The following is a 24,504-nucleotide window of genomic DNA, read 5'->3' as shown; positions in this document are numbered from 1 at the left end:
GTTACGCTGAAATTGCTCTTTCGCCATGGCGATAATCCTTACGTTATGCCTTCATCATTGATGAAGGCATCAGTTAACAATTTTTAAACCGTAGCCTTATTTGCCACGAGCTTCAATAACGGCCTGAGCGACGTTGTTCGGCGCATCATCGTACTTCAGGAACTCCATGGAGTAAGAAGCACGGCCTTTTGTCAGTGAACGCAGCTGAGTTGCATAACCGAACATTTCGGAAAGCGGGACTTCAGCGTGAATCTGAACGCCGGTAGCGTTAGATTCCTGACCTTTAAGCATACCACGACGGCGGCTCAGGTCACCGATAACGTCACCGGTGTTCTCTTCTGGCGTTTCTACTTCAACCTTCATGATTGGCTCAAGCAGAACCGGGGTTGCTTTCTTAAAGCCGTCTTTAAACGCAAGAGAAGCAGCCAGTTTAAACGCCAGCTCTGAGGAGTCAACGTCATGGTAAGAACCGAAGTGCAGACGCACGCCCAGATCAACTACCGGGTAACCCGCCAGTGGACCAGACTTCAGCTGCTCCTGGATACCTTTATCAACGGCAGGGATGTATTCGCCAGGAATCACACCACCTTTAATGTCGTTAACAAATTCGTAGCCTTTCGGGTTTGAACCCGGCTCCAGTGGGTACATGTCGATAACAACATGACCATACTGACCACGACCACCAGACTGCTTGGCGTGTTTACCTTCAATACCGGTAACTTTAGAGCGGATCGCTTCGCGATACGCAACCTGAGGTTTACCGATGTTCGCTTCAACGTTGAATTCACGCTTCATGCGGTCAACGATGATGTCGAGGTGCAGCTCACCCATACCAGCGATGATGGTCTGGTTAGACTCTTCATCAGTCCATACGCGGAATGATGGGTCTTCTTTCGCCAGACGACCCAGAGCCAGACCCATTTTTTCCTGGTCAGCTTTGGTTTTCGGCTCAACGGCGATAGAGATTACCGGCTCCGGGAACTCCATGCGCTCAAGGATGATGACGTTATCCGGGTCACACAGGGTGTCACCGGTGGTCACATCTTTCAGGCCGATCGCAGCAGCGATGTCGCCCGCACGAACTTCTTTGATCTCTTCACGCTTGTTAGCGTGCATCTGAACGATACGGCCCAGACGCTCACGGTTTGACTTGACCGGGTTGAACACGGTATCACCGGTGTTAACCACGCCAGAGTAAACGCGGAAGAAGGTCAGGTTACCAACAAACGGGTCGGTTGCGATTTTGAACGCCAGCGCAGCAAACGGCTCGTTGTCGTCAGAGTGACGCTCAGCCGGTGTGTCTTTACCGTCGTCCAGCATACCGTTGATCGCGGTAACGTCAGTCGGTGCTGGCAGGTATTCAACTACCGCATCCAGCATCGCCTGAACACCTTTGTTCTTAAATGCAGAACCACAGGTTACCAGGATGATTTCGTTGTTCAGAACGCGCTTACGCAGAGACGTTTTGATCTCTTCTTCAGTCAGCTCTTCGCCGCCGAAGAATTTCTCCATCAGCTCGTCAGAACCTTCAGCTGCAGATTCAACCAGCTTCGCACGCCATTCATCAGCCAGATCCTGCATATCAGCCGGGATATCTTCGTAAACGAAGGTAACGCCCTGATCTTCATCGTTCCAGTTGATGGCTTTCATTTTCACCAGGTCAACAACACCGGTGAATTTCTCTTCTGCGCCGATTGCCAGCTGAAGTGGAACCGGGTTTGCACCCAGACGCACTTTCATCTGATCAACAACTTTCAGGAAGTTAGCACCCATGCGGTCCATTTTGTTAACGAACGCGATGCGTGGAACTTTATATTTGTTAGCCTGACGCCATACGGTTTCAGACTGTGGCTGAACACCACCAACCGCACAGTAAACCATAACTGCGCCATCAAGCACACGCATAGAGCGCTCTACTTCGATGGTGAAGTCAACGTGTCCCGGGGTGTCGATGATGTTGACGTGGTGTGGCTCAAACTGCTTAGCCATACCAGACCAGTAACAGGTGGTCGCAGCGGAAGTGATGGTAATACCACGTTCCTGTTCCTGCTCCATCCAGTCCATGGTTGCGGCGCCGTCATGTACTTCACCGATTTTATGGTTTACACCGGTGTAGAACAGAACACGTTCGGTAGTGGTAGTTTTACCGGCGTCGATGTGAGCACTGATACCGATGTTACGATAGCGCTCAATGGGTGTTTTACGAGCCATTTGATTCCTCTGATTCTGAGACGTTCATAGTTAAAAAAGCCCAGCAGGTAAGCCACTGGGACGCCCGCTGGGTTAATAACAACTACCTTGCTGTTACCAGCGGTAGTGTGCGAACGCCTTGTTGGCTTCAGCCATACGGTGAACGTCTTCACGTTTCTTAACTGCAGTACCTTTGTTCTCTGCAGCGTCAGAAAGTTCGTTCGCCAGGCGAAGAGCCATTGATTTATCACCGCGTTTACGAGCAGCTTCAACGATCCAACGCATTGCCAGAGCATTACGACGAACCGGACGGACTTCAACTGGAACCTGGTAAGTTGAACCACCAACGCGACGTGACTTCACTTCGACAGTCGGACGTACGTTTTCGAGTGCAACTTCGAAAGCTTCCAGACCGTCTTTACCAGCACGTTGAGCCAGGGTATCAAGTGCGGTATAGACGATTGATTCAGCAGTAGATTTTTTACCATCTACCATCAGGATATTTACAAATTTAGCCAGCAGCTCTGATCCGAACTTAGGATCCGGCAGAATTTTACGCTGACCAATGACGCGACGACGTGGCATGGAAATACTCCGTTGTTAATTCAGGATTGTCCAAAACTCTACGAGTTTATTTTGACATTAAAGTTAAAACGTTTGGCCTTACTTAACGGAGAACCATTAAGCCTTTGGCTTCTTCACGCCATACTTGGAGCGAGCCTGCTTACGGTCTTTAACACCTGAGCAGTCCAGCGCGCCACGAACGGTGTGGTAACGCACACCTGGCAGGTCTTTAACACGACCGCCACGGATCAGGATCACGGAGTGTTCCTGCAGGTTATGACCTTCACCACCGATGTAGGAGGTAACTTCAAAACCGTTAGTCAAACGCACACGGCAAACTTTACGCAGTGCTGAGTTTGGTTTTTTCGGGGTAGTGGTGTAGACACGAGTACAAACACCACGTTTTTGCGGGCAAGCTTCCAGCGCTGGCACGTTGCTTTTAGCAACCTGACGAACGCGTGGTTTGCGAACCAGCTGGTTAACTGTTGCCATTAAATAGCTCCTGGATTTAGCTTTTGCTTCGTAAACACGTAATAAATCACCTCGCATTTCTACGAGGAGGCAGAATTTTAGGGCTGTGCCTATAGGGTGTCAAGAAATAACCAGGTTTTCGCGTTTACCAGGCCACTTGCTGTTGATGCTTTATCGTCAGCGCAACGAATCCAGTATAGTCCAGACGGGCAACGCTGGTTGAAATTTGAGCAGATAATCCGCGTGCGACAACATCCTCTTCCAGCACCCATAGCGTAGCCGGTGCCGCGCTGAGCCGGGCCAGCATTGTGCTGCCCTGCAGCGCGCCGGTGACCCCATCCTGCAGCAGCAGCAGGTCATCCTCCGGGCGCAGCAGCAGCAGCAGCGTTTCGATATCGCACTGCCAGGGGGAGTTCATCAGCGTATAAAGCATGGCAGTTTCTCAAAAACAGATAATGCGATCGAAGGAGGCAAGCGTCTGGCGTAATACGTCACTCTCCAGCACCTGGGCTGTTAACACGCGCTCTGCGCTCAGGCTCACTCCGCGCGCCAGTAGCGAATGCTGACAGATATAGCACTGCTCAATATCATAAAGCGCCAGCACACCAAAGGTGGCGATATAGTCGCGCGCCAGTATAGTTTTCGGCTGCTGCTGCTCAGTCAGCTGCAGCACACCGTCACCGATAAAAAAGAGGCCAACATCTTCGCTCAGGGCGCCGGTAGCCAGAACGGCATCCAGCCCTTCCCTGCCGGCACTGCTGCCGTGTGGCGCGCGGGTAAAGAGGAACGCAACGCGGTTCATCAGAATTGCACCAGACGATCGCAGCTGAGCGCCGCTTCAGCCAGTGCACCCAGACCGCTGAGTTCAAAACCCGGCTGCAGATTGCTGCCCGCCAGCTGCAAACGCGCGGCCTCCTGCCGATCGGTAATGCCACGCCGCAGCGCGGCAGCCACGCAGACATTAAGCGCGACACCGCAGGCGTCGTGCAGCTGCTGCCAGCCGCGCACAATGTCAGCTTCGTCACTGGCAGGTGCGCTCAGCTCACTGGCGTTCAGCACACCTTCACGGTAAAAAAATATGCTCTCCAGCACATGGCCTGCAGCAATCAGCGCGCGGGCAAACAGCAGCGCACTGGTCGCGTTCTGGGTGCCGTAAGCCGGCCCGGTCACCAGCAGGGTATAGCGCATCAGCGATCCTGCCCCTGAAAATCGCCGTTCTTAAACTGACGTATGTAGAGATAGACCGTATGCCTCGAGATATTCAGACGGGCGGCAACCTGATTGATGGCATCCTTGATGTCAAAAATGCCTTTCTCATACAGATTAAGCACGATCTGCCGGTTCTTGGCGTTGTTAGAGACGTTGCGATCCGCGCTGACCTCTTCAATGGTGAACTCCAGCGTCTGCATCACCAGATCTTCTACCGAACTGGCAAAGTTTACGCTTGAGTCGACCTGCTGCATCTCTGGCGGCATAAAAGTCGACATGATTTGCGAGAACGGTACATCCAGATTCATATTGATGCAGAGCAAACCAATGACGCGCTGCTGGCGATTACGAATAGCAATGGTGACCGATTTCATCAGAACACCGCTTTTGGCGCGTGTAAAATAGGCGCGGGAGACATTGCTGTCAGCGCCATGCATATCATGCAGCATGCGCAGCGCCAGATCGGTAATCGGCGATCCGACTTTGCGCCCCGTATGTTCGCCGTTAGCAATACGCACAGCTGAACATTTCAGATCTTCCAGCGAGTGCAGCACGATTTCGCAGTGCGAGCCAATCAGCATCGCCAGACCGTCGACCACTGCCTCGTAAGATTTGAGAATATCGTAATCTGCTTGCTCAAAAGGGCGCTGCTCCAGTAAATCGAAGTCAGTCAGTTCACCGGGATTAAATGGATTAGACATCGAAGACATTACCCTACATGGCTGGAGCCTGTCGCGACAGCATTGGGGCAGACTCATCTTATGATCATTATGCAGGCGTTAGTCTGGCAAATGTCGTCCGCTTTAGCCAGAGCTTTGCACATATGCAGCAGGAATTGAACGTGCGGGGGAATGCAGAGGGAACTGCCGCCCGAAGGCGGCAGAACAGAGCGATTACTGTGCTTTTTTCTCAGCAGCGGCCGGAGCCTGTGCTTTTTCATCCGCTTTTGGTGCTGCTTTGATATCCAGCAGTTCAACATCAAACACCAGCGTGGAGTTAGCCGGAATACCCGGTACGCCATTTTTGCCATAGGCGAGGTTCGGCGGGATCACCAGTTTGATCTTGCCACCTTTTTTCACGTGCTTCAGGCCTTCAGTCCAGCCCGGAATGACGCCATCCAGACGGAAAGAGAGCGGTTCGCCACGGGTGTAAGAGTTATCAAACTCGGTGCCGTCGATCAGCGTACCTTTGTAATTGACCACAACAGTGTCGCTATCTTTAGGTGCGGCACCGCTGCCCTCTTTCTCAACCTGATAGAGCAGACCAGATTCGGTCTTCTTCACGCCCTTCTCTTTCGCGAATTTTTCAGCAAAAGCGCTGCCTTTGTCAGCATTCTCTTTTGCATCTTTTTCCAGCTTCGCCTGAGCAGCACCCTTCACGCGACCTTCAAAGGCCTGCAGAGTCTGTTCGATCTCCTGGTCAGAGAGTTTGCTTTTACCGCCAAACGCGTCCTGAACACCAGCAATCAGCTGATCTTTGTCCAGTTTGATGCCCAGTTTCTCCTGTTCCTTCAGAGAGTTGTCCATGTAGCGACCCAGCGAAGCACCCAGTGCATAGGCAGATTGCTGATCTTCGTTTTTGAAAGCAGCATTTTTTGGTGCCTGTGGCGCAGCCTGCGCCGCGTCAGCCGGAGCTGCAGCGGTTTCTGCTGCCATCGCCAGCGGTGCATTAAGTGCGACAGCCATAGTGGTAGCTAACAATGTGACTTTAAACAGTGATTTCATCCTTTCTCCAAAACCGAAGCTTCAAACCTCGGGAATCATTGCGGACAGTGGTCCACACTATAACTTTACGCGGCAGTAACGAACACTCCCGCAGTGTAATTACCCGGTTAACCTCCGACCTTTTTTGCTTCAGGAAGTTTCATCTGAGATGTAGGCGCTGCGGGTGAATTCAATGGCAGGAGATAAACGCCGGGTAAATATCAGGTGATTCTGACCGTAAAGGCCGTAGAATCACGCCGGTTCATATCAATGCGCAGTACGATGACAGGAGGAGTAACGATGCAACAGACAGACTGGGATCGGCGCCTTGAAGCGCTGGAGAGCAAGCTGGCTTTTCAGGAAGACACCATTGAGCAGCTTAATCAGACGGTGGTCGAGCATGAACTGGAGATGAGCAGGCTGCGGGAACATGTCCGCTTGCTGGTCGACAAAGTTAAAGCGGCAGCGCCCTCAATGGTTGCTTCGCCGTCGGAAGAGACACCTCCGCCGCATTATTAATACCTGCCGGCAGCAGAAAAACAGAAAGGCCACCCGCAGGTGGCCTTTTTATACCGGCAACGCTTAGTGGTTGCAGCCGCAACCGCCGCCGTGACCATGGTCGTGGTCGTGGCCGTGATCGTGATGATGACCATCTGCGCCATGCACGTGACCGTGCGCCAGCTCTTCTTCCGTGGCTTCGCGGATAGCAACCACTTCCACGTTGAAGTTCAGGTTCTGACCAGCCAGCATATGGTTACCATCAACCACAACGTGCTCATCTTCTACTTCAGTGATTTCAACCGGCACCGGGCCCTGGTCGGTTTCTGCCAGGAAGCGCATGCCAACCTGCAGCTCATCCACACCCATGAAGACATCTTTAGGTACGCGCTGTACCAGATTGTCATCATACTGGCCATAAGCGTCGTTTGCCGGGATATGCACGTCAAACTTGTCGCCGACCGCGTGATTTTCCAGCGCTTTTTCCAGACCAGAAATCAGGGAACCATGACCGTGCAGATAGTCTAACGGTGCACTTACCGGTGACTCGTCAACCAACACGCCATCTTCGGTACGAACCTGATACGCCAGGCTCACCACCAGGTCTTTTGCTACTTTCATGATATCTCCTAACCGTTGAGAACTAAGGATCCCGTCTCATTGGTCTATTTTTGCGTGCAATAACCAACCAGAAAGGTTTAAAGCTGAACAGATTTTATCCTGCAGAATATGCAGACCATTCAGCATTAGTGGCGCCGATTGTAACGGAATTCAACACCACTGTAAGTCTAAGCGTAAAAAAAGCTGTGCCGGCACGTTACTCGGGATGAAAAATGCCGATCACCTGCTCATTACTGCGGATCTGATCGCGCGCCTGCTTATCGGCCTCGCGCATCTGATGTCCGCATTTTACGCATTCCACCACATCGACACTGTTTTCGCGCCACATGGCCAGGGTGTCTTTTTCCTGACAGTGCGGACAGACCGCACCGGCGATAAAACGTTTACGCATTTTTTCCTGCCCGCCTGTTGTTCACGGAAACCTTAAGTGTATACCCTGCACACCGCAAATTGCAGCGATGGCCCTGAATAGCCCAGGCTGCCGGCTTACTCATCATCCCAGCCATTTATCTGCCGCTTTTCATGCTGCATCTCGCGCTGGAAGATATCCTCCAGTTCGCGTCGCGCTTCACGCACGCGGGAGACCTGCACGCTGTCATCATGGCCTGGCATCAGCTCACGCAGCATGCGCATATCCAGCCGGCGGAAATGCTGCTGCGCACGCTGCGCCTGATGAGGATGCATGCCAAGAGAGATCAGCGCCTTGCGACCAAGCTCCAGCGCACTGGAGAACGTTTCACGGGAGAATAGCGTGACGCCTGCCTGCAGCAGTTCGTGCGCCTCGACGCGCCCGCGCGCCCGCGCCAGAATCTCCAGCTGCGGAAAATGGTGCTGGCAGAGGTGCACAATGGTCATGGCATCTTCGGGATCGCTGCAGGTAATAACAATAGATTGCGCATTCTCTGCGCCTGCGGCCCGCAACAGCTCCAGCTCGGTGGCGTCACCGTAGTAAACTTTATAGCCATACTTGCGCATCAGGCTGACCGCAGAGATATCCCGCTCCAGCACCGTGATGCGCTTGTTGTTAGCCATCAGCAGACGCCCTACCACCTGCCCAAAGCGGCCAAAACCCACCACAATAACCTGCGGCTGATCGTCCTCAACAAAGGGCTTCTCATCACTGTCGTCTTTGTCATTAAAGCGACGGGCCAGAATCTTATCCACGCCCTGCATCAGCAGCGGGGTTGTCATCATCGAGAGGGTCACCGTGACCAGCAGCAGCGGCAGCTGATCGCCGCTGAACAGATGGGCGGATGACGCGGCGGAGAACAGGACAAACGCAAATTCGCCGCCCTGGCTGAGCACACCGGCAAACTGCAGACGCTCTGAACTGCGCAGGCCGTAAATGCGCGCCAGCACGTAGAGCACCAGCGCTTTTATCGCCACCAGCGCCAGTACGCCGATCAAAATAGCCACGATATGCGTATAGAGCACGCCAAGGTTCAGCGCCATACCAACAGAGATAAAGAACAGGCCCAGCAGCAACCCTTTGAACGGCTCGATAGCCACTTCAAGTTCGTGCCGGTACTCGCTCTCCGCCAGCAGGATCCCGGCGATAAAGGTGCCCAGCGCCATCGACAGGCCCAGCGCATCCATAAATAGCGCCGAGCCCAGTACCAGCAGCAGCGAGGCGGCGGTAAACACTTCTCTGACGCCGGAAGCGGCAATAAAGCGCAAAATAGGGCGCAGTAAATAACGGCCGCCCACCAGCATGCCGGCGAAGGCCAGCACTTTCATCGCAACTTTAAGCCAGTCAACGTGCCCGCTGTCGCCGCCGGAGAGTAACGGCACCAGCGCCAGCGCCGGGATCACCGCCAGATCCTGAAACAGCAGCACCGAAAAGCCCAGCTGTCCTGATTCGCTGCGGTTCATTCCTTTATCGCGCATCAGCTGCAGCGCCATAGCCGTAGAGGACATAGCCAGACCGATACCGCCTATCACGGCCGCCTGCCAGCTGAAGTCACTTAGCCAGAGCAGCACACCGAGGATCGCCGCAGAAAATATCACCTGCGCCGCGCCGACGCCGAAAATTGAGCGTCGCAGTGACCAGAGTTTGGCTGGATTCAGCTCCAGGCCAATGATAAACATCAGAAACACGACGCCCAGCTCGGAGAAGTGCAGGATCTCATCCACATCGCTGATAAAGCCCAGCCCCCACGGGCCGATCGCAATACCTGCGAGCAGATAACCCAGCACGGCACCAATTCCCAGCCGGGCAGCAACAGGCACCACCAGCACCGCCGCCACCAGATAGATGACGCCCGCTGTCAGTAACGTTTCACCTTGCATTACACTCCTCCCTGCGGCAGTGGTGACGCGAGCCAGTCGCCGTAGGCGCGGGCAAAATGACGCAGCGTTTCAGGCGTCTGCCGCCGCGCCCAGTGGATCACCATCGGTGTCATCCAATGCATACGGCACATCTGCGCCGTCAGCTCAAATGGCCGCATAATATCGCTCATCGGATAGCGGTTCAGGCCGTCGTGATGGTAGGCCGCTTCAGGCTCACCGGTAGTCACTACGCTGCGCCAGTATTTCCCCTCCAGCGCGTTCCCATCCACGCCGCTGGCAAAACCACGCGACAGTACGCGATCCAGCCACTCTTTCAGCAGGGCAGGACAGCTGTAGGTATAGAGCGGATGCTGAAACACGACGATCTCATGGTCGCGCAGCAGCTGCTGTTCATAGTGAATATCTATAAAAAAATCCGGATAGTGCGCATATAAATCGTGCACGGTGACGTGTTCAAGTTCCCTGGCCGACTGCAGCAAAACCCGATTGGCGATCGAATCCTGTGACTCCGGATGGGCGTAAAGCAGCAAAACTTTTGGTGGCTGCGACATCCTTCCCCTCCAAAGCGTCGTCACCGCAGCGGAATTCCGCTACCATGCTCAACGCAACTAAACATTATCGAATTATGTTGCCGATAAATTACCATATTCTGACGACACGGCGCCTATGATTGTCTTTTCCGCACTACAGATACGACGCGGCACCACTGTGCTGCTGGACAACGCAACCGCAACCATTAACCCCGGCCAGAAAGTGGGCCTGGTGGGTAAAAACGGCTGCGGCAAATCCACCCTGCTGTCGCTGCTTAAAGGTGAAATCAGCAGCGATGCCGGCAGCGTCACCTTCCCCGGCAGCTGGGCGCTGGCGTGGGTCAACCAGGAGACGCCAGCGCTGAGTAAAGCCGCGCTGGAATATGTTATCGACGGCGACCGCGAATATCGTCAGCTTGAATCTGAATTAGCGGATGCCAACGCGCGCGATGATGGCAACGCGATTGCGCTGCTGCACGGCAAGCTGGATGCGATTCAGGCGTGGAGTATACACGCGCGCGCGGCCAGTCTGCTGCACGGTCTGGGCTTTAGTCAGGAGCAGCTGATGCGGCCGGTCAGCGACTTCTCCGGCGGCTGGCGCATGCGTCTCAACCTGGCGCAGGCGCTGGTGTGCCGCTCCGATTTACTGCTGCTGGATGAGCCGACTAACCACCTCGATCTTGACGCCGTGATCTGGCTGGAGCGCTGGCTGAAAAGCTATGAGGGCACGCTGATTCTGATCTCACACGACCGCGACTTTCTCGATCCGGTCGTGGATAAAATTATTCATATTGAGCAGCAGATGCTGATTGAATATACCGGCAACTACAGCTCTTTCGAGCGACAGCGCGTCGCTAAACTGGCGCAGCAGCAGGCGCTCTATCAAAGCCAGCAGGAAAAAGTCGCGCACCTGCAGAAGTATATCGATCGCTTCCGTGCCCAGGCGACCAAAGCCAAACAGGCGCAGAGCCGCATCAAAATGCTGGAGCGCATGGAGCTGATTGCGCCAGCGCACGTGGATAACCCGTTCAGCTTCAGCTTCCGCGCGCCGGAAAGCCTGCCCAATCCGCTGCTGAAAATGGAGAAGGTCACGGCGGGTTATGGCGATCGCATTATTCTTGACGCGATCAAGCTCAATCTGGTGCCGGGCTCGCGTATTGGTCTGCTGGGCCGAAACGGTGCGGGTAAATCTACGCTGATCAAGCTGCTGGCGGGAGAGATCGATCCGCTGGAGGGCAAAGTGGGTCTGGCGAAAGGCATTAAGCTCGGCTACTTCGCGCAGCACCAGCTTGAGTATCTGCGCGCCGAGGAGTCACCGCTGCAGCATCTGGCGCGTATCGCGCCAGCCGTACTGGAGCAGCAGCTGCGCGATTACCTGGGCGGTTTTGGCTTTCAGGGCGATAAAGTCAGCGAAGCCACCGCGCGTTTTTCCGGCGGCGAAAAAGCGCGCCTGGTGCTGGCGCTCATCGTCTGGCAGCGTCCTAACCTGCTGCTGCTGGATGAGCCAACTAACCATCTCGATCTCGACATGCGTCAGGCGCTGACCGAAGCGCTTATCGACTTTGAAGGCGCGCTGGTGGTGGTGTCGCATGACCGGCATCTGCTGCGCTCCACCACTGACGATCTCTATCTGGTCCACGACCGCAAAGTGGACGTGTTTGCCGGCGATCTGGATGATTATCAGCAGTGGCTGAGCGACCTGCAAAAGCAGCAGGCGCAGCAGGATGCCGCACCAAAGCAGGATAATGCCAATAGCGCTCAGTCGCGCAAAGATCAGAAGCGTCGTGATGCTGAGCTGCGCGCGCAGACGCAGCCGCTGCGCAAAGAGATTGAGAAGCTGGAGAAGCAGATGGCTAAGTGGCAGAGTCAGCTGAGCGAGGCTGAAGCCCTGCTGGCCGACAGCGCGATTTACGATCAAAGCCGCAAAGCCGATTTAACCGCCGCCCTGCAGCGCCAGGCGGAGAGCAAATCGGCGCTGGAAGACGTCGAAATGGCGTGGCTGGATGCGCAGGAGCAGCTGGAGCAGATGCTGGCGAATTAGCGGCCAGCATCTATGCCGACCCTGCAGCTTTTCTCTCTTCTGCAGGGGCGGCATTTATGCCGACCTGGCTCACCACCGCAACGCGTTAAAACGGTATATCCCCTAACACCGTCGCACGATGCATAATCCTGCGCGCCGGATAGTAATCGGCATTGGCGTAATGCTGCGTCACGCGGTTATCCCAGATAGCGATATCGTTCTCCTGCCAGCGCCAGCGCACCTGAAACTCCGGCTTCGTGGCGTGCGCAAACAGATAATTCAGCAGCGCGTCGCTCTCTTTTTCACTGACGCCCAGCAGACGCGTGGTAAACCCCTCGTTCACAAACAGCGCCTTACGCCCGCTGACCGGATGGGTGCGGATCGCCGGATGCCGGACCGGGGGATGCTTAGCCACCGCCTGCTGCCAGCGCTGATGCTCCTCCGGCGTGCGGCGATATTTATACTCCTGAAACGACTTCTTAAAATCGTGCTCCGCCTGTAACCCGCTCAGCAGCTGCTTAACCGGCTCAGAAAGGTTTTCATAAGCGGCAATTCCGCTGCTCCAGAGCGTATCGCCCCCGCTTTCCGGCAGCAGTTTCGCGGCCAGCAGAGCAATGGCCGGCGGCGTTTCAATAAAGGTGACATCGGTATGCCAGTTGTCGTTATCCGGCGGATTATCCTGATGGGTATCCAGCTCGATGATCTCTTCCACGCCAGCCGCATGCGGATAGACCGGATGAATATGCAGATCGCCAAAACGCACCGCCAGCGCCCGCTGCTGCTGCGGCGTAATCACCTGGTTGCGTAAAAACAGCACCTGATGACGCAGCAGGCCGTGATAGAGCTGTTCAAACTGCGCATCACTCAGCGGACGGCTGAGATCGACATCGCTGACCTGCGCGCCGATCCAGGGGCCCAGCGCGGTAAAAGTAAGACGTTCGTTCATTGTTGCTCTCCATACCAGGGCGTCAGGCGGCGTTGCAGCGCGCGCAGACTCACTTCTAAACTAAATGCGATAACGGCAATGACGCCGATACCCGCCAGCACCACATCCGTAGCAAGAAACTCTCCTGCCGACTGCACCATAAACCCCAGGCCCCGCGTGGCAGCGATAAGCTCTGCAGCCACCAGCGTTGACCAGCCGACGCCCAGCCCGATACGCAGACCGGTCAGGATCTCCGGCAGCGCGCCCGGCAGGATCACAAAGCGCAGCAATTGCCAGCGGGATGCGCCAAGCGCCTGTGCCGCGCGCACGCGGACCTGCCGGCAGTTTTTCACGCCAGCCAGCGTGGCCAGCGTCACCGGCGCAAAAATCGCCAGATAGATAAGTAAAATCTTTGAGGTTTCACCAATACCAAACCAGATCACCATCAGCGGCAGGTAGGCCAGCGGCGGCACCGGCCGGTAAAGCTCAATCAGCGGATCGAGCAGCCCGCGCAGCGCCGGGCTCAGTCCCATCGCAATGCCGGTCGGGATACCAATCAGCGCGGCAAAAAACAGCGCCACCAGCATGCGCGTCAGGCTTGCGGCCAGATGCTGCCACAGCGTGGCGTCCATAAAGCCCTGCGCACTGGCAATCAGCAGCAGTTTCTGCAGCACCTGCTGCGGCGCGGGCAGAAACAGCGGCGCAATCAGCCCCAGCGCCGTCACGCCCCACCACACCAGCAGTAGCAGCGCGATGCTCAGCAGGCTAAGCGACAGCTGGCGTGACAGCGGCCAGCGCAGGCCGCGGGTGCGCGCTGTACCGCGTTTCTCATCAATAACTGCACTCATACAAACGCCTCCCGCCGGGCAAACACCTGATTCAGCACATATTCACGACGTTCGATAAACGCCGGATCGGATTTGATGATGCGGCACGGTTCGCCATCCGCGAAGCGCTGACCAAAATTGAGCTTTAGCCGCTCTACTATGCGTCCCGGTCCGGGCGACAGCAGCACCAGTTCGCTGGCCAGAAACACCGCTTCTTCAATGTCATGGGTAATCAGCAGGATCTGCTTGCCGGTGTCGCGCCACAGCGTCAGCAACAGGGTTTGCATCTGCTCGCGGGTAAATGCATCCAGCGCGCCAAAGGGCTCATCTAACAGCAGCAGCTGCGGATCGGCCGCCAGCGCACGCGCAATCCCTACGCGCTGACGTTGTCCCCCGGAGAGCTGCCAGATAAAACGCTTTTCTGCCCCCTCCAGCCCGACGTTGCGAATCAGCCGGCGGGCAACGGCGTGACGCTCCGCTTTTGCCATACCGGCCAGCTGCAGGCCAAATGCCACGTTATCGATCACGTTGCGCCACGGCAGCAGCCCTTCATGCTGAAACACCACGCCGCGGCTGGCGTCTGGCCCGGTCACCGCTTTGCCATCCAGCGTAATGCTGCCCGACTCCAGCGGCAGAAAACCGGCAATCAGGTTCAGCAGCGTGGTTTTGCCACAGCCGGATGGACCCAGCACCACCAGCAATTCACGGCTATCCAGCTGCAGGTTGATATCCTGCAGCGCGGGCTGACCGGCGTAACGTGCGTTGAGATGCGTGATGCTGAGCATACGGCCTCCGTTATTTCGCTAAAGGCGCAACAAAGCGGGTGGTCACAAAGCTGCTGTAGTCGCTGGCCGCTTCCGGCACCCGCCCCTGCTCTTTCAGGAAGTGCGCGGTATCAACAATGGCTTTATTCACCGGCTTGCCGAGTTGCTCAACCTGCTGTTGCGCCGTCAGATAGGTATTGCCTTTAACCAGACCCGGCACATCCCCTTCCGGTACGCCGCTCAGGCGCGACAGCTTGCTCAGGTTATCCGGCTGCTTCAGCCACTGTTCGGGCTGGGCGAGATAGGCCTGCTGTGCATCAATGGCGCTGCGGGCAAACGCAGTAACCACCTCCGGATGCTGCTGCGCAAAATCTTTACGCACCACCCAGACATCGAGCGTTGGTGAGCCCCACTGTCCCACCTGCGAGGAGTCGGTCAGCACGTGGCCCTCTTTTTCCAGCTCATTAACGGCCGGGGCCCAGACGTACGCGCCGTCAATATCGCCACGCTGCCAGGCGGCAACAATCGCAGGCGGTTGCAGGTTCACTAACTGCACCTGTGAGGGCTTAATGCCCCAGTGCTTCAGCGCCGCCAGCAGGCTGTAATGCGTGGTGGAGATGAAAGGTACGGCAATACGTTTGCCGATGAGCTGTTTCGGATCGCTGATCCCTTTTTTCACGACCAGCGCCTCGGAGTTACCCAGCTGTGATGCAAGCAGAAACGCTTCAATCGGCAGCTGCTGTGTGGCAGCGACCGCCAGCGGACTGGAGCCAATATTGCCAATCTGCACATCGCCGGACGCCAGCGCACGCAGCACGCTGGCGCCGCTGTCAAATTTGCGCCAGTCCACGGTTGCTCCGCTCTCACGGGCAAAGGTGTTATCCGCCTGAGCGACTTTGGCAGGCTCTGCGGAGGTCTGGTACGCCACGGTGACGTTGACTGCCTGTGCCTGAAACGCTATCAGTCCCAGTACTGCTGCCAGCGAGATTATTGTTTTTTGCATTGCCATCATCCTGTTCCCCGAAGTGAAGTTATGACGGCAGTGTCGCCAGCGGTGAAAGTTTCATAAAGGAATTAAAAATTATCCCTCATGCCAATCAGTTCTTAGATCAACATCAGGCAAGGCTATGCAAAAAAAGCAAATAGGCCGGACAGAAACGGTGACAAATTTGTCAGGCGCTCACATCGCTACTGTGTTATTGATCTCTACCTGATTTCATCACCTGAATAGCGGTTGTTATCTCCATGTCCATCGAAAAAGTCGCGCACCTGGCGGGCGTATCAAAAGCTACCGTTTCCCGGGTTCTGAACCAGCATCCCGGCGTGCGTCCCGATACGCGCAGTAAAGTGCTGGCAGCGATCAGCGCGTGCGACTACCAGCCTAATTTGCTGGCGCGCCAGCTGCGCACGGCGCAAAGCAACATGCTGCTGGTGCTGATTTCAGATATTACCAACCCCTTCTGTTCGCGCGTGGTGCAGGGGATTGAAGCGGAGGCGGAGGCGCAGGGCTATCACATTTTGCTCTGCAACAGCGCCTCTCAGCTGCGGCGTGAAACCGCCTATCTGGCGCTGCTGGCTGGCAAGGTCGTCGATGGCGTGATCACAATGGATGCCGCCGCCTGTCTGCAGGGGCTGAAAGATTTGATTGGTGATGCGCCGTGGGTGCAGTGTGCTGAATACGATCCCTCTATTAATGCATCCAGCGTGACTATTGATAACCGGCAGGCGGCCTTTGAGACGGTCCGCTACCTGGCCGGAAAGGGCCGAAAACAGATTGCGCTGGTCAACTGCGACATGCGCTATCTCTATTCGCATCAGCGTGAGAGCGGCTACCGCGAGGCGCTGAAGGCGCTGAATATGACGTGGGATCGCGTGGCGTATGCGGAGAATATCTCCTGCGAAGCGGGCAGCGCCGCGCTGCATGCGCTGCTGGCACAGCCCTCTCCGCCCGATGCCATTTTTACCGTGTCAGATGTGCTGGCCGTTGGCGTTATCCACGCCGCGCTGGAAGCGGGACTGCGCGTCCCGGAAGATCTGGCCGTGGTGGGTTTTGACGGTATTCCGTTTACCAGCAGCCTGAATCCGCCGCTGACCACCATTGCGCAGCCGATGAATCAGATGGGCGCCCGCAGCGTACAGCTGCTGCTGAACCGCATTCGCCAGCCGCATGCTGCCATTGTGCATGAAGTCCTGCCCTGGCAGCGTCTGGAGCGCGCATCCAGCTAATCTAGCGCCAGATCAGCAGCACACAGGCAGCGGTCAGTGCGCCCATCGCGAGGTTGAACAGCTTCCAGGCACGCGGGCTATGCAGCAGGCGGCCAATCAGTGAACCAAATCCCATCCAGATCAGGCCGGATACCAGATTCACCAGCGCCATGCCCATGCTGATCGCAACCACAGAGTGCTGATAGGCAGCTCCTGCCAGGCTGAAACTCGCTATCGCCCCCAGCGCCATCAGCCAGGCTTTGGGATTGATCAGTTGCAGCAGTCCGCCCTGCCAGAACGGCATCTGCTTTACCGAACGGTCTTCGGTTTCCAGCGTCTCATAGGCGGCCGTCGCGATTTTCCACGCCAGCCAGAGCAGATAGAGACTGCCGGCAATCTTCAGCACCAGATGCAGCGACGGATAGAGCAGGATCAGTCCGCCAATGCCAAATGCCACCATCAGCAACATCACCTGCATACCCAGCATGATACCAATAAGCAGCGGTAGCGTGCGCAGAAAGCCAAAATTAGCACCTGAGGCCGTAAGTAACATATTATTGGGCCCCGGCGTGATGGCCGCGACCCAGAGAAAACCTAACATCGACAAAAAAAGACTGAGTTCCATGAGTATCCGGATGCTCCTCATCCTTAAAAGCAGACAACCCATCGAAGCTATCAGCGAGTTATGCATCAGACAAGCACTATCCCTGGTTATTTAGATTGCCCCACCGGCAATCCCTTTATTCCGCTGCGCGGCTTCGGCAATGCGCATTTGCAGACCCTGCTGCCGCGCCTGCTACGGCGTCGCGTCACGCTTAAACCACACTGGCAGCGGCTGGAGCTGCCGGATGGCGACTTTGTCGATCTCGCCTGGAGCGAAGATCCGGCCGGCGCGCGACACAAACCGCGCATGGTGATGTTCCACGGGCTCGAAGGCCATTTTCGCAGCCCTTATGCACACGGCATGATGCAGGCGTGCAAAGCGCGCGGCTGGCTTGGCGTGGTGATGCACTTTCGCGGCTGCAGCGGCGAACCTAACCGGCTGCAGCGCATCTATCACTCCGGTGAAACAGAAGACGCAACCTATTTCCTGCACTGGCTGCGGCGTGAATGGGGCAGCGTGCCGACGGCTGCAGTAGGAGTGTCGCTGGGCGGTAACATGCTCGCCTGTTTACTGGGGCTGCAGGGCAATGAGGCACCGCTGGAGGCGGCCGTGGCGATATCAGCGCCGCTGGCGCTCGCCCCCTGCAGTGAAAAGCTCGATATCGGCTTCTCCCGCTTCTACCAGCACTATCTGCTGACGCAGCTGAAAAAGAATGCGCTGCGCAAACTGCGCGCCTGGCCCGGCACGCTGCCGGTTGATGTACTGCAGCTGCGCGCGTTTCGCCGCCTGCGCGAATTTGACGATGCGATCACCGCCCGGGCGCACGGCTTTCTTGACGCCAGCGATTATTATCAGCGCGCCAGCGCCCTGCCGCTGTTAACCGGCGTGCGCAAGCCGATGCTGATCATCCACGCCAAAGACGATCCCTTTATGACAGATGCGGTGATCCCGCAGCCGCAGCAATTGTCTGCCACAATTGAGTATCAGCTGACGCAGCAGGGTGGACACGTTGGCTTTGTCGGCGGCAGCCTGCTTAAACCGCATATGTGGCTGGAGCAGCGCGTGCCGGAGTGGCTCTCAACTTATCTGGATGGGCAATTGTGATTATTCCGTGGCAGGAACTGGATGTAACAACGCTGGAAAACCTGATTGAAAGTTTTGTTCTGCGCGAAGGCACTGACTACGGTGAGCAGGAGCGTAGCCTGGCGCAGAAGGTAGCCGACGTGCGCCGCCAGCTGCAGCAGGGCGAGGTGGTGCTGGTCTGGTCTGAGCTGCATGAAACGGTCAATATTATGCCGCGACGCGAGTTTCGCGGCTGATGCACTGCCGGATAATTCATGGTAACAATGCTCATCGCCCGACCTCACAGGGAGCACACGTATGTCAGCCAGACACCCCGTTATCGCCGTTACCGGCTCCAGCGGCGCCGGTACCACGACAACCAGCCTTGCGTTCCGTAAAATTTTTCAGCAGCTGGGGCTGCATGCAGCCGAAGTAGAAGGCGACAGTTTTCATCGCTATACCCGGCCGGAAATGGATATGGCGATCCGCAAAGCACGCGATCTGGGCCGTCACATCAGCTATTTTGGTCCGGACGCCAATGACTTTGGCCTGCTGGAGCAGACGTTCCGGCGCTATGGCGAAAGCGGCATCGGAGAGTCGCGCAAATATCTGCACACCTATGATGAGGCCGTGCCGTGGAATCAGGTGCCGGGCACCTTTACTCCCTGGCAGCCGCTGCCGGAGAATACCGATGTGCTGTTTTACGAGGGTCTGCACGGCGGAGTGGTGACGCAGCAGCATAACGTGGCGGAGCATGTTGATCTGCTGGTGGGCGTGGTGCCGATCGTCAATCTTGAGTGGATACAGAAACTGGTACGCGATACCAGCGAACGGGGCCATTCGCGCGAAGCGGTGATGGACTCCGTGGTACGGTCGATGGAAGATTATATCAACTACATCACGCCGCAGTTTTCGCGCACGCACCTTAACTTTCAGCGTGTACCGACAGTTGATACCTCTAACCCGTTCGCGGCGCGCGAGATCCCCTCACTGGATGAGAGTTTTGTGGTGATCCATTTTCGCGGCCTGGAGGGGATCGCTTTCCCCTATCTGCTGGCGATGATTCAGGGATCGTTTATTTCGCATATGAATACGCTGGTGGTACCGGGCGGCAAAATGGGACTGGCGATGGAGCTGATCATGATGCCACTGGTGCAGCGGCTGATTGAAGGAAAACGGATAGAGTAGAGGCCATGTCTGCCACACGACGTGGCATCGGTCGCCATAAATGGCGACCCTGCAAAGCCTGTTTCACGGGTAGCGAGGTATGCGCACCGGCAGCTGTTACAGCTCAACTACCTCATGGCTGTGGGTGATCTCCACCCCTTTGCCGAGCATGATCGCCACCGAGCAATATTTTTCTGCCGACAGGTCAACCGCCCGCGCCACCGCTTTCTCGCTCAGCGCTTTGCCGCTGACGATAAAGTGCAGGTTAATCTGTGTAAAAATACGTGGCGCTTCTTCGCGCCGCTCTGAAGTCAGTTTGACCTCGCAGTCAGCCACGTCATTACGCCCTTTTTGCAGAATCGAGACCACATCAATCGCGCTGCAGCCGCCGGCGGCCATCAGTACCATCTCCATCGGGCTTGGCGCTTTATCGCCTGAATTCCCGTCCATTAATAACTGATGTCCTGATGAGGATTCTCCGAGAAAGGTCAGCCCTTCCACCCATTTCACACGTGCCTGCATTATTCTTTCTCCTGAAGCGGCGTTTTGCGCCAGAGTACGCGTTCATCCGGCAAACAGCAATCGCCCGCCTGCTGAAGCGAGACAACACAAGACAGCCTGCAAAAGCTGTGCTACAAACAGAGCTGAAAATTTCTTCGTCGTGGCTGATGAGGACGGGCAGAATCAAAAGCAGAGCTTACACATCCGCCCGGATAATTTTTATTAACAGGACGCGCTGGACGATTTCATCGCCTGACAGGGAATGAATGCCCCTGTGTTTTGGGCACGATTACAATAGAGGATAATAGCGAATGGTTCTCGGCAAACCGCAAACAGACCCTACACTCGAATGGTTCCTGTCCCATTGCCATATTCACAAATATCCATCCAAAAGCACGCTGATCCATCAGGGTGAAAAAGCAGAAACGCTCTACTACATCGTTAAAGGTTCCGTTGCGGTACTGATTAAAGATGAAGAAGGCAAAGAGATGATCCTCTCCTATCTGAATCAGGGAGATTTCATCGGCGAACTCGGCCTGTTTGAAGAGGGCCAGGAGCGCAGTGCCTGGGTGCGTGCGAAAACAGCCTGCGAAGTTGCTGAAATTTCCTACAAAAAATTTCGTCAACTGATTCAGGTTAACCCGGATATTTTGATGCGCCTGTCGGCGCAGATGGCACGTCGCCTGCAGGTGACATCAGAAAAGGTGGGTAACCTGGCTTTCCTGGATGTTACCGGCCGTATTGCGCAGACGCTGCTTAATCTGGCTAAACAGCCGGATGCCATGACCCACCCCGACGGTATGCAGATTAAAATTACCCGTCAGGAGATTGGTCAGATCGTGGGTTGCTCACGGGAAACCGTTGGTCGCATCCTGAAAATGCTGGAAGATCAGAACCTGATCTCCGCACACGGTAAAACCATCGTCGTTTACGGCACCCGCTAAGCTGTTTCACCCCCCACGGCGTGATGACACCATCACGCCGTTTCTGTTTGCGATAAGCTGATGTGGCGCCGAATCATCTATCATCCCGAAGTCAATTACGCTCTGCGTCAGACGCTGGTGCTGTGCCTGCCTGTCGCGCTGGGATGGCTGTGTGGCGATCTGCAAAAAGGCCTGCTGTTCTCGCTGGTACCCGCCTGCTGCAATATTGCCGGCCTTGATACGCCGCATAAACGCTTTTTCAAACGCCTGATCGTGGGCGGTACGCTTTTCGCCACCGGCAGTTTTCTGATCCAGTACCTCACCAACGCCGCGGTTCCGCTGCCGCTTATTATGCTGGTGCTGCCGCTGCTGATTGGCGTGACGGGCGAAATCAGTCCGCTGCACGGGCGTCTGCTGCCCGGCACGCTGATTGCAGCGATCTTTACGCTGAGCCTGGTGGGGCGTATGCCGATCTGGGTGCCGCCGCTGCTCTATATTGGCGGCACGTTCTGGTATGGCCTGTTTAACTGGTTCTGGTACTGGCTGTGGAAAGAGCAGCCGATGCGTGAAACGCTGAGCCTGCTCTATCGTGAGCTGGCTGACTACTGCGATGCCAAATATACCCTGCTGACACAGCTGACCGATCCGGAAAAAGCGCTGCCGCCGCTGCTGGCGCGCCAGCAGAAAGCGGTTGACCTGATCACCACCTGCTATCAGCAGATGCATATGCTTTCTGCCAGCCGCGATAACAGCCATAAGCGGCTGACGCGCGCTTTTCAGGTGGCGCTGGATCTGCAGGAGCATATCGCTGTCAGCCTGCACCAGCCGGAGAAAGTGCAAAAGCTGGTAGAACAGAGTCATGCGGAAGCGGTTATCCGCTGGAATGCAAAAACCATTTCGGCACAGCTCAGGCTGCTGGCCGATGCCATTCTCTATCACCAGCTGCCCGCCCGCTTTCAGATGGAAAAGCCGCTCGGCGCGCTGGAAAAAATTGCGCGGCAGCATCCGGATAATCCGGTTGGCCACTTCTGCCTTTATCATTTCAGCCGCATCGCCCGCGTGCTGCGCACCCAGAAACCGCTCTATACGCGCGATCTGATGGCCGATCGCCAGCGGCGCCTGCCGCTGCTGCCCGCCCTGCGCAGCTATCTATCGTTCAGGTCCGGCGCGCTGCGCAGCGCGGCCCGCTTTGCCGTTATGCTGATGTTTGGCAGCTCTGTTGCGCTGTTTTTTAATATTCCCAAGCCCTACTGGATCCTGATGACCATTATGTTTGTCAGCCAGAATGGCTACAGCGCCACGCGCGTGCGCATTCAGCACCGGGCGCTCGGCACCTTTGCCGGGCTGCTGATTGCCGCCGCATCGCTGCGTTTCGCCGTACCGGAATCGATCGCGCTGCTGTTTATGCTGGCAATCACGCTGGCCAGTTATCTGGTGACGCGCAAATATTATGGCTGGTCGATGATTGGCTTCACCGTGACGGCGGTCTACTCGCTGCAGCTGCTGTCGCTGAATGGTGCTCAGTTCCTGCTGCCGCGGATGATGGATACGCTGATGGGCTGTCTGATCGCCTTCGCCGGTATGATCTGGCTATGGCCGCAGTGGCAGAGTGGTCTGCTGCGCCAGAATGCGCACGATGCGCTGGAAGCGTATCAGGAGGCGCTGCGCATGCTGCTGGGGCCGGATCACGCGCCGGAAAAACTGGCTTACCAGCGGGTAAAGGTTAACCAGGCGCATAACGCGCTGTTTAATGCGCTGAATCAGGCGACCAGCGAGCCTGGTTTTAACGCGCAGTATCTGAAGGATATGCGGCTGTGGGTCACGCACAGTCAGTTTATCGTAGAGCATATTAACGCCATGACTATTCTGGCGCGTGAGCACACCATGCTGACCCCGGCTCTGGCAGAGCGCTATCTGCAGTCGTGCGAAATTGCCCTGCAGCGCTGTCAGCAGCGGCTGACCTACGACGGACCGGGCAGTGAGAGCAACGTTATGGAGGCGCCGGAAAACCTGCATGAGGGGCCGGTGACGATTGTCGAGCAGCATGTTAAACGCATTTTGCAGCATCTCAGCGTCATGCACACCATCTCCTCTCTGGCATGGAGCCAGCGACCGCATCATGGCCGCTGGCTGCGGGCTATTCGTCCGAAATGATAGTCAGGCTGCAATAACCCTGCGCAGCGCGGCGGCAAAGCGCGTCATTCCGGCGTCGATCTCCTCCGGAGTGATAACCAGCGACGGCACAAAGCGGATCACATCGCTGCCGGCGGTCAGGATCATCACGCCTTCTGCCGCTGCTGCATTGAGAATATCGCGGGCTTTACTGGCATGTTCCGGTTTCAGTACCGCGCCCATCAGCAGACCCTTTCCGCGAATTTCGCTAAAGATGTCCAGCTCACTATCCAGCGCCCTCAGCGCGTCGGTAAACTGCCGCCGCCGCGCCTCCACTCCGGCCAGCACCGCCGGCGTGTTGATGATATCCAGCGCGGTTTCTGCAATCGCGCAGGCGAGCGGATTGCCGCCGTAGGTGGTGCCATGTACGCCGGGCGCCATGACGGAAGCGATCTCATGCGTGGTCAGCATCGCGCTCACCGGGAAGCCGCCGCCCAGCGCTTTCGCCGTCGTAAGAATGTCAGGCTGAATACCGTAGTGTTCATAGCTGAACAGCTTGCCGCTGCGCCCCATGCCGCTCTGTACTTCATCCAGCACCAGCAGCGCGTTATGCTCATCGCACAGCGCACGCAGTCCCTGCATAAATTCCGGCGTTGCCGGCATCACGCCGCCCTCACCCTGAATCGGTTCAACAACGATCGCGCAGGTATGATCATCAATCACGGCTTTTACCGCCGCCAGATCGTTAAACGGGACGTGGACGATATCGGCCGGTTTGGGGCCGAAGCCGTCAGAGTATTTAGGCTGTCCGCCAACGGAGACGGTAAACAGCGTGCGGCCGTGGAAAGCGTTGTGAAACGCGATGATCTTACTTTTGAACGGCGAGTGCTTTTTACAGGCGTAGTAGCGCGCCAGCTTGAATGCCGCTTCGTTAGCTTCCGCACCGGAATTGCCAAAAAATACGCGGTCGGCGAAGGTAGCAGCAATCAGCTTCGTCGCCAGACGCAGCGCCGGCTCGTTGGTAAAAACATTACTGGTGTGCCACAGCGTTTCGCCCTGGCGCTTCAGCGTCTCAACCAGCGCCGGATGGCAGTGACCCAGCGCGGTGACCGCTATACCGCCGGAGAAGTCGATATACTCTTTACCCTGCTGATCCCAGACGCGGCTGCCTTTGCCCTTTACGGGCACAAACTGCGCAGGTGCATAAACAGGCAAAATGACGTTATCAAACGTCTCCCGGGTTACCGCTATGTTTTCCGCTGCCATTGCTGACCTCATCCGGCTATTGAGTGATCTTAAATGAAATTATAATCACGGAA

The 24,504-nt window shown here is 56.3% G+C and carries 27 protein-coding genes; 8 read left to right on the top strand and 19 right to left on the bottom strand.

What is annotated here, in order from left to right; translation table 11 throughout:
* Window positions 1-96: 96 nt before the first annotated feature.
* The 8 genes from fusA to fkpA all read right to left on the bottom strand — a co-directional run bounded on the left by fusA (window position 97) and on the right by fkpA (window position 6,158).
* On the bottom strand, window positions 97-2,211 hold the full coding sequence (gene fusA, locus B4056_RS14085) for an elongation factor G (protein ID WP_039380834.1): 2,115 nt from the start codon (window positions 2,209-2,211) through the stop codon (window positions 97-99).
* A gap of 93 nt (window positions 2,212-2,304) precedes the next feature.
* On the bottom strand, window positions 2,305-2,775 hold the full coding sequence (gene rpsG / locus B4056_RS14080; protein ID WP_007886246.1) for a 30S ribosomal protein S7: 471 nt from the start codon (window positions 2,773-2,775) through the stop codon (window positions 2,305-2,307).
* Between the two features lie 96 nt (window positions 2,776-2,871).
* Window positions 2,872-3,246 carry a 30S ribosomal protein S12 gene (rpsL, locus tag B4056_RS14075; RefSeq protein ID WP_010616440.1) on the bottom strand — a complete coding sequence of 125 codons (375 nt, stop codon included), beginning with the start codon at window positions 3,244-3,246 and terminating at the stop codon, window positions 2,872-2,874.
* A 124-nt stretch (window positions 3,247-3,370) separates the two neighbouring features.
* Entirely contained in the window at window positions 3,371-3,658 is a 288-nt protein-coding gene (tusB, locus tag B4056_RS14070) for a sulfurtransferase complex subunit TusB (protein WP_039380837.1), read from the bottom strand.
* A 9-nt stretch (window positions 3,659-3,667) separates the two neighbouring features.
* Complete coding sequence (gene tusC, locus B4056_RS14065) at window positions 3,668-4,027, bottom strand: sulfurtransferase complex subunit TusC (RefSeq protein ID WP_094111213.1); 360 nt, start codon at window positions 4,025-4,027, stop codon at window positions 3,668-3,670.
* Window positions 4,027-4,413, bottom strand: a complete 387-nt coding sequence (gene tusD / locus B4056_RS14060; protein ID WP_039380840.1) for a sulfurtransferase complex subunit TusD — start codon at window positions 4,411-4,413, stop codon at window positions 4,027-4,029. Before tusD ends, tusC begins: the two co-directional genes overlap by 1 nt.
* A complete protein-coding gene (locus B4056_RS14055; RefSeq protein WP_065648594.1) occupies window positions 4,413-5,135 on the bottom strand; it encodes a helix-turn-helix transcriptional regulator in 723 nt (240 codons plus the stop codon). The genes tusD and B4056_RS14055 overlap by 1 nt, the downstream gene beginning before the upstream one ends.
* 192 nt (window positions 5,136-5,327) lie before the next feature.
* Window positions 5,328-6,158 carry an FKBP-type peptidyl-prolyl cis-trans isomerase gene (gene fkpA, locus B4056_RS14050; RefSeq protein ID WP_104086027.1) on the bottom strand — a complete coding sequence of 277 codons (831 nt, stop codon included), beginning with the start codon at window positions 6,156-6,158 and terminating at the stop codon, window positions 5,328-5,330.
* 279 nt (window positions 6,159-6,437) lie between these two features.
* On the opposite strand from fkpA, the gene B4056_RS14045 reads away from it, so the two are divergent.
* Window positions 6,438-6,656 (top strand): protein SlyX, encoded by a 219-nt coding sequence (locus tag B4056_RS14045; RefSeq protein ID WP_039380849.1) that lies wholly within the window; start codon window positions 6,438-6,440, stop codon window positions 6,654-6,656.
* A gap of 63 nt (window positions 6,657-6,719) precedes the next feature.
* Here the strand turns inward: B4056_RS14045 and slyD are convergent, their stop codons facing one another.
* The 4 genes from slyD to kefG form a co-directional block, all read right to left on the bottom strand.
* On the bottom strand, window positions 6,720-7,256 hold the full coding sequence (gene slyD, locus B4056_RS14040; RefSeq protein WP_150035029.1) for a peptidylprolyl isomerase: 537 nt from the start codon (window positions 7,254-7,256) through the stop codon (window positions 6,720-6,722).
* A 196-nt stretch (window positions 7,257-7,452) separates the two neighbouring features.
* Window positions 7,453-7,647 (bottom strand): YheV family putative zinc ribbon protein, encoded by a 195-nt coding sequence (locus tag B4056_RS14035; RefSeq protein WP_039380854.1) that lies wholly within the window; start codon window positions 7,645-7,647, stop codon window positions 7,453-7,455.
* 95 nt (window positions 7,648-7,742) lie between these two features.
* Entirely contained in the window at window positions 7,743-9,545 is a 1,803-nt protein-coding gene (gene kefB / locus B4056_RS14030) for a glutathione-regulated potassium-efflux system protein KefB (RefSeq protein WP_094111211.1), read from the bottom strand.
* Complete coding sequence (gene kefG / locus B4056_RS14025) at window positions 9,545-10,096, bottom strand: glutathione-regulated potassium-efflux system ancillary protein KefG (RefSeq protein WP_039380859.1); 552 nt, start codon at window positions 10,094-10,096, stop codon at window positions 9,545-9,547. Before kefG ends, kefB begins: the two co-directional genes overlap by 1 nt.
* Window positions 10,097-10,211: 115 nt before the next feature.
* Between kefG and B4056_RS14020 the strand changes: the two genes are divergently transcribed.
* A complete protein-coding gene (locus B4056_RS14020; protein WP_039380863.1) occupies window positions 10,212-12,116 on the top strand; it encodes an ABC transporter ATP-binding protein in 1,905 nt (634 codons plus the stop codon).
* Between the two features lie 85 nt (window positions 12,117-12,201).
* On the opposite strand, the gene tauD is transcribed toward B4056_RS14020, so the two are convergent.
* Genes tauD through tauA form a run of 4 tightly spaced genes read right to left on the bottom strand, consistent with a single transcriptional unit; the run spans window position 12,202 to window position 15,623 of the window.
* Window positions 12,202-13,041 (bottom strand): taurine dioxygenase, encoded by an 840-nt coding sequence (gene tauD, locus B4056_RS14015; protein ID WP_288655065.1) that lies wholly within the window; start codon window positions 13,039-13,041, stop codon window positions 12,202-12,204.
* Entirely contained in the window at window positions 13,038-13,868 is an 831-nt protein-coding gene (gene tauC / locus B4056_RS14010) for a taurine ABC transporter permease TauC (protein ID WP_288655063.1), read from the bottom strand. The genes tauD and tauC overlap by 4 nt, the downstream gene beginning before the upstream one ends.
* Window positions 13,865-14,632 (bottom strand): taurine ABC transporter ATP-binding subunit, encoded by a 768-nt coding sequence (gene tauB, locus B4056_RS14005; RefSeq protein WP_288655061.1) that lies wholly within the window; start codon window positions 14,630-14,632, stop codon window positions 13,865-13,867. Before tauB ends, tauC begins: the two co-directional genes overlap by 4 nt.
* Window positions 14,633-14,642: 10 nt before the next feature.
* Entirely contained in the window at window positions 14,643-15,623 is a 981-nt protein-coding gene (tauA, locus tag B4056_RS14000; RefSeq protein ID WP_039380875.1) for a taurine ABC transporter substrate-binding protein, read from the bottom strand.
* Window positions 15,624-15,856: 233 nt separating this feature from the next.
* On the opposite strand from tauA, the gene B4056_RS13995 reads away from it, so the two are divergent.
* A complete protein-coding gene (locus tag B4056_RS13995) occupies window positions 15,857-16,837 on the top strand; it encodes a LacI family DNA-binding transcriptional regulator (RefSeq protein ID WP_094111207.1) in 981 nt (326 codons plus the stop codon).
* A 1-nt stretch (window position 16,838) separates the two neighbouring features.
* On the opposite strand, the gene B4056_RS13990 is transcribed toward B4056_RS13995, so the two are convergent.
* Window positions 16,839-17,441, bottom strand: coding sequence for a LysE family translocator (locus B4056_RS13990; RefSeq protein ID WP_039380881.1), 603 nt, complete (start codon window positions 17,439-17,441; stop codon window positions 16,839-16,841).
* Window positions 17,442-17,501: 60 nt separating this feature from the next.
* On the opposite strand from B4056_RS13990, the gene B4056_RS13985 reads away from it, so the two are divergent.
* The 3 genes from B4056_RS13985 (at window position 17,502) to B4056_RS13975 (ending at window position 19,670) form a co-directional block, all read left to right on the top strand.
* Entirely contained in the window at window positions 17,502-18,524 is a 1,023-nt protein-coding gene (locus tag B4056_RS13985) for a hydrolase (RefSeq protein ID WP_288655059.1), read from the top strand.
* Complete coding sequence (locus B4056_RS13980; protein WP_039380886.1) at window positions 18,521-18,739, top strand: YheU family protein; 219 nt, start codon at window positions 18,521-18,523, stop codon at window positions 18,737-18,739. Before B4056_RS13985 ends, B4056_RS13980 begins: the two co-directional genes overlap by 4 nt.
* Before the next feature lie 61 nt (window positions 18,740-18,800).
* Entirely contained in the window at window positions 18,801-19,670 is an 870-nt protein-coding gene (locus tag B4056_RS13975) for a phosphoribulokinase (protein WP_039380889.1), read from the top strand.
* Window positions 19,671-19,766: 96 nt separating this feature from the next.
* Here the strand turns inward: B4056_RS13975 and B4056_RS13970 are convergent, their stop codons facing one another.
* The gene (locus B4056_RS13970) at window positions 19,767-20,171 is read right to left on the bottom strand and encodes an OsmC family protein (RefSeq protein ID WP_039380892.1); all 405 of its coding nucleotides are present in this window, start codon (window positions 20,169-20,171) and stop codon (window positions 19,767-19,769) included.
* A 290-nt stretch (window positions 20,172-20,461) separates the two neighbouring features.
* On the opposite strand from B4056_RS13970, the gene crp reads away from it, so the two are divergent.
* Both crp and B4056_RS13960 read left to right on the top strand, forming a co-directional pair.
* Window positions 20,462-21,094 carry a cAMP-activated global transcriptional regulator CRP gene (gene crp / locus B4056_RS13965; RefSeq protein ID WP_000242755.1) on the top strand — a complete coding sequence of 211 codons (633 nt, stop codon included), beginning with the start codon at window positions 20,462-20,464 and terminating at the stop codon, window positions 21,092-21,094.
* A gap of 60 nt (window positions 21,095-21,154) precedes the next feature.
* Window positions 21,155-23,227, top strand: a complete 2,073-nt coding sequence (locus B4056_RS13960) for a YccS/YhfK family putative transporter (RefSeq protein WP_288655054.1) — start codon at window positions 21,155-21,157, stop codon at window positions 23,225-23,227.
* 3 nt (window positions 23,228-23,230) lie between these two features.
* Here the strand turns inward: B4056_RS13960 and argD are convergent, their stop codons facing one another.
* Window positions 23,231-24,451 carry a bifunctional acetylornithine/succinyldiaminopimelate transaminase gene (argD, locus tag B4056_RS13955; protein WP_094111204.1) on the bottom strand — a complete coding sequence of 407 codons (1,221 nt, stop codon included), beginning with the start codon at window positions 24,449-24,451 and terminating at the stop codon, window positions 23,231-23,233.
* Between the last annotated feature and the right edge of the window lie 53 nt (window positions 24,452-24,504).

The organism is Pantoea sp. UBA7232, from assembly GCF_002473195.1.
GTDB lineage: Bacteria > Pseudomonadota > Gammaproteobacteria > Enterobacterales > Enterobacteriaceae > Pantoea > Pantoea eucrina.
This window is presented reverse-complemented; position numbering and strand designations above follow the sequence as displayed.

What these genes read in the sequence shown, in the direction of transcription:
- kefB (WP_094111211.1), bottom strand. Translation starts at nt 9,545, where the DNA reads ATGCAAGGTGAAACGTTACTGACAGCGGGCGTCATCTATCTGGTGGCG.
- B4056_RS13990 (WP_039380881.1), bottom strand. Translation starts at nt 17,441, where the DNA reads ATGGAACTCAGTCTTTTTTTGTCGATGTTAGGTTTTCTCTGGGTCGCG.
- tauC (WP_288655063.1), bottom strand. Translation starts at nt 13,868, where the DNA reads ATGAGTGCAGTTATTGATGAGAAACGCGGTACAGCGCGCACCCGCGGC.
- fusA (WP_039380834.1), bottom strand. Translation starts at nt 2,211, where the DNA reads ATGGCTCGTAAAACACCCATTGAGCGCTATCGTAACATCGGTATCAGT.
- B4056_RS13985 (WP_288655059.1), top strand. Translation starts at nt 17,502, where the DNA reads ATGCATCAGACAAGCACTATCCCTGGTTATTTAGATTGCCCCACCGGC.
- tauD (WP_288655065.1), bottom strand. Translation starts at nt 13,041, where the DNA reads ATGAACGAACGTCTTACTTTTACCGCGCTGGGCCCCTGGATCGGCGCG.
- rpsG (WP_007886246.1), bottom strand. Translation starts at nt 2,775, where the DNA reads ATGCCACGTCGTCGCGTCATTGGTCAGCGTAAAATTCTGCCGGATCCT.
- tusB (WP_039380837.1), bottom strand. Translation starts at nt 3,658, where the DNA reads ATGCTTTATACGCTGATGAACTCCCCCTGGCAGTGCGATATCGAAACG.
- tauB (WP_288655061.1), bottom strand. Translation starts at nt 14,632, where the DNA reads ATGCTCAGCATCACGCATCTCAACGCACGTTACGCCGGTCAGCCCGCG.
- argD (WP_094111204.1), bottom strand. Translation starts at nt 24,451, where the DNA reads ATGGCAGCGGAAAACATAGCGGTAACCCGGGAGACGTTTGATAACGTC.
- slyD (WP_150035029.1), bottom strand. Translation starts at nt 7,256, where the DNA reads ATGAAAGTAGCAAAAGACCTGGTGGTGAGCCTGGCGTATCAGGTTCGT.
- B4056_RS13970 (WP_039380892.1), bottom strand. Translation starts at nt 20,171, where the DNA reads ATGCAGGCACGTGTGAAATGGGTGGAAGGGCTGACCTTTCTCGGAGAA.
- B4056_RS13995 (WP_094111207.1), top strand. Translation starts at nt 15,857, where the DNA reads ATGTCCATCGAAAAAGTCGCGCACCTGGCGGGCGTATCAAAAGCTACC.
- B4056_RS14045 (WP_039380849.1), top strand. Translation starts at nt 6,438, where the DNA reads ATGCAACAGACAGACTGGGATCGGCGCCTTGAAGCGCTGGAGAGCAAG.
- B4056_RS14055 (WP_065648594.1), bottom strand. Translation starts at nt 5,135, where the DNA reads ATGTCTAATCCATTTAATCCCGGTGAACTGACTGACTTCGATTTACTG.
- rpsL (WP_010616440.1), bottom strand. Translation starts at nt 3,246, where the DNA reads ATGGCAACAGTTAACCAGCTGGTTCGCAAACCACGCGTTCGTCAGGTT.
- kefG (WP_039380859.1), bottom strand. Translation starts at nt 10,096, where the DNA reads ATGTCGCAGCCACCAAAAGTTTTGCTGCTTTACGCCCATCCGGAGTCA.
- tauA (WP_039380875.1), bottom strand. Translation starts at nt 15,623, where the DNA reads ATGATGGCAATGCAAAAAACAATAATCTCGCTGGCAGCAGTACTGGGA.
- B4056_RS13960 (WP_288655054.1), top strand. Translation starts at nt 21,155, where the DNA reads ATGTGGCGCCGAATCATCTATCATCCCGAAGTCAATTACGCTCTGCGT.
- B4056_RS14035 (WP_039380854.1), bottom strand. Translation starts at nt 7,647, where the DNA reads ATGCGTAAACGTTTTATCGCCGGTGCGGTCTGTCCGCACTGTCAGGAA.
- B4056_RS13975 (WP_039380889.1), top strand. Translation starts at nt 18,801, where the DNA reads ATGTCAGCCAGACACCCCGTTATCGCCGTTACCGGCTCCAGCGGCGCC.
- crp (WP_000242755.1), top strand. Translation starts at nt 20,462, where the DNA reads ATGGTTCTCGGCAAACCGCAAACAGACCCTACACTCGAATGGTTCCTG.
- tusC (WP_094111213.1), bottom strand. Translation starts at nt 4,027, where the DNA reads ATGAACCGCGTTGCGTTCCTCTTTACCCGCGCGCCACACGGCAGCAGT.
- fkpA (WP_104086027.1), bottom strand. Translation starts at nt 6,158, where the DNA reads ATGAAATCACTGTTTAAAGTCACATTGTTAGCTACCACTATGGCTGTC.
- B4056_RS14020 (WP_039380863.1), top strand. Translation starts at nt 10,212, where the DNA reads ATGATTGTCTTTTCCGCACTACAGATACGACGCGGCACCACTGTGCTG.
- tusD (WP_039380840.1), bottom strand. Translation starts at nt 4,413, where the DNA reads ATGCGCTATACCCTGCTGGTGACCGGGCCGGCTTACGGCACCCAGAAC.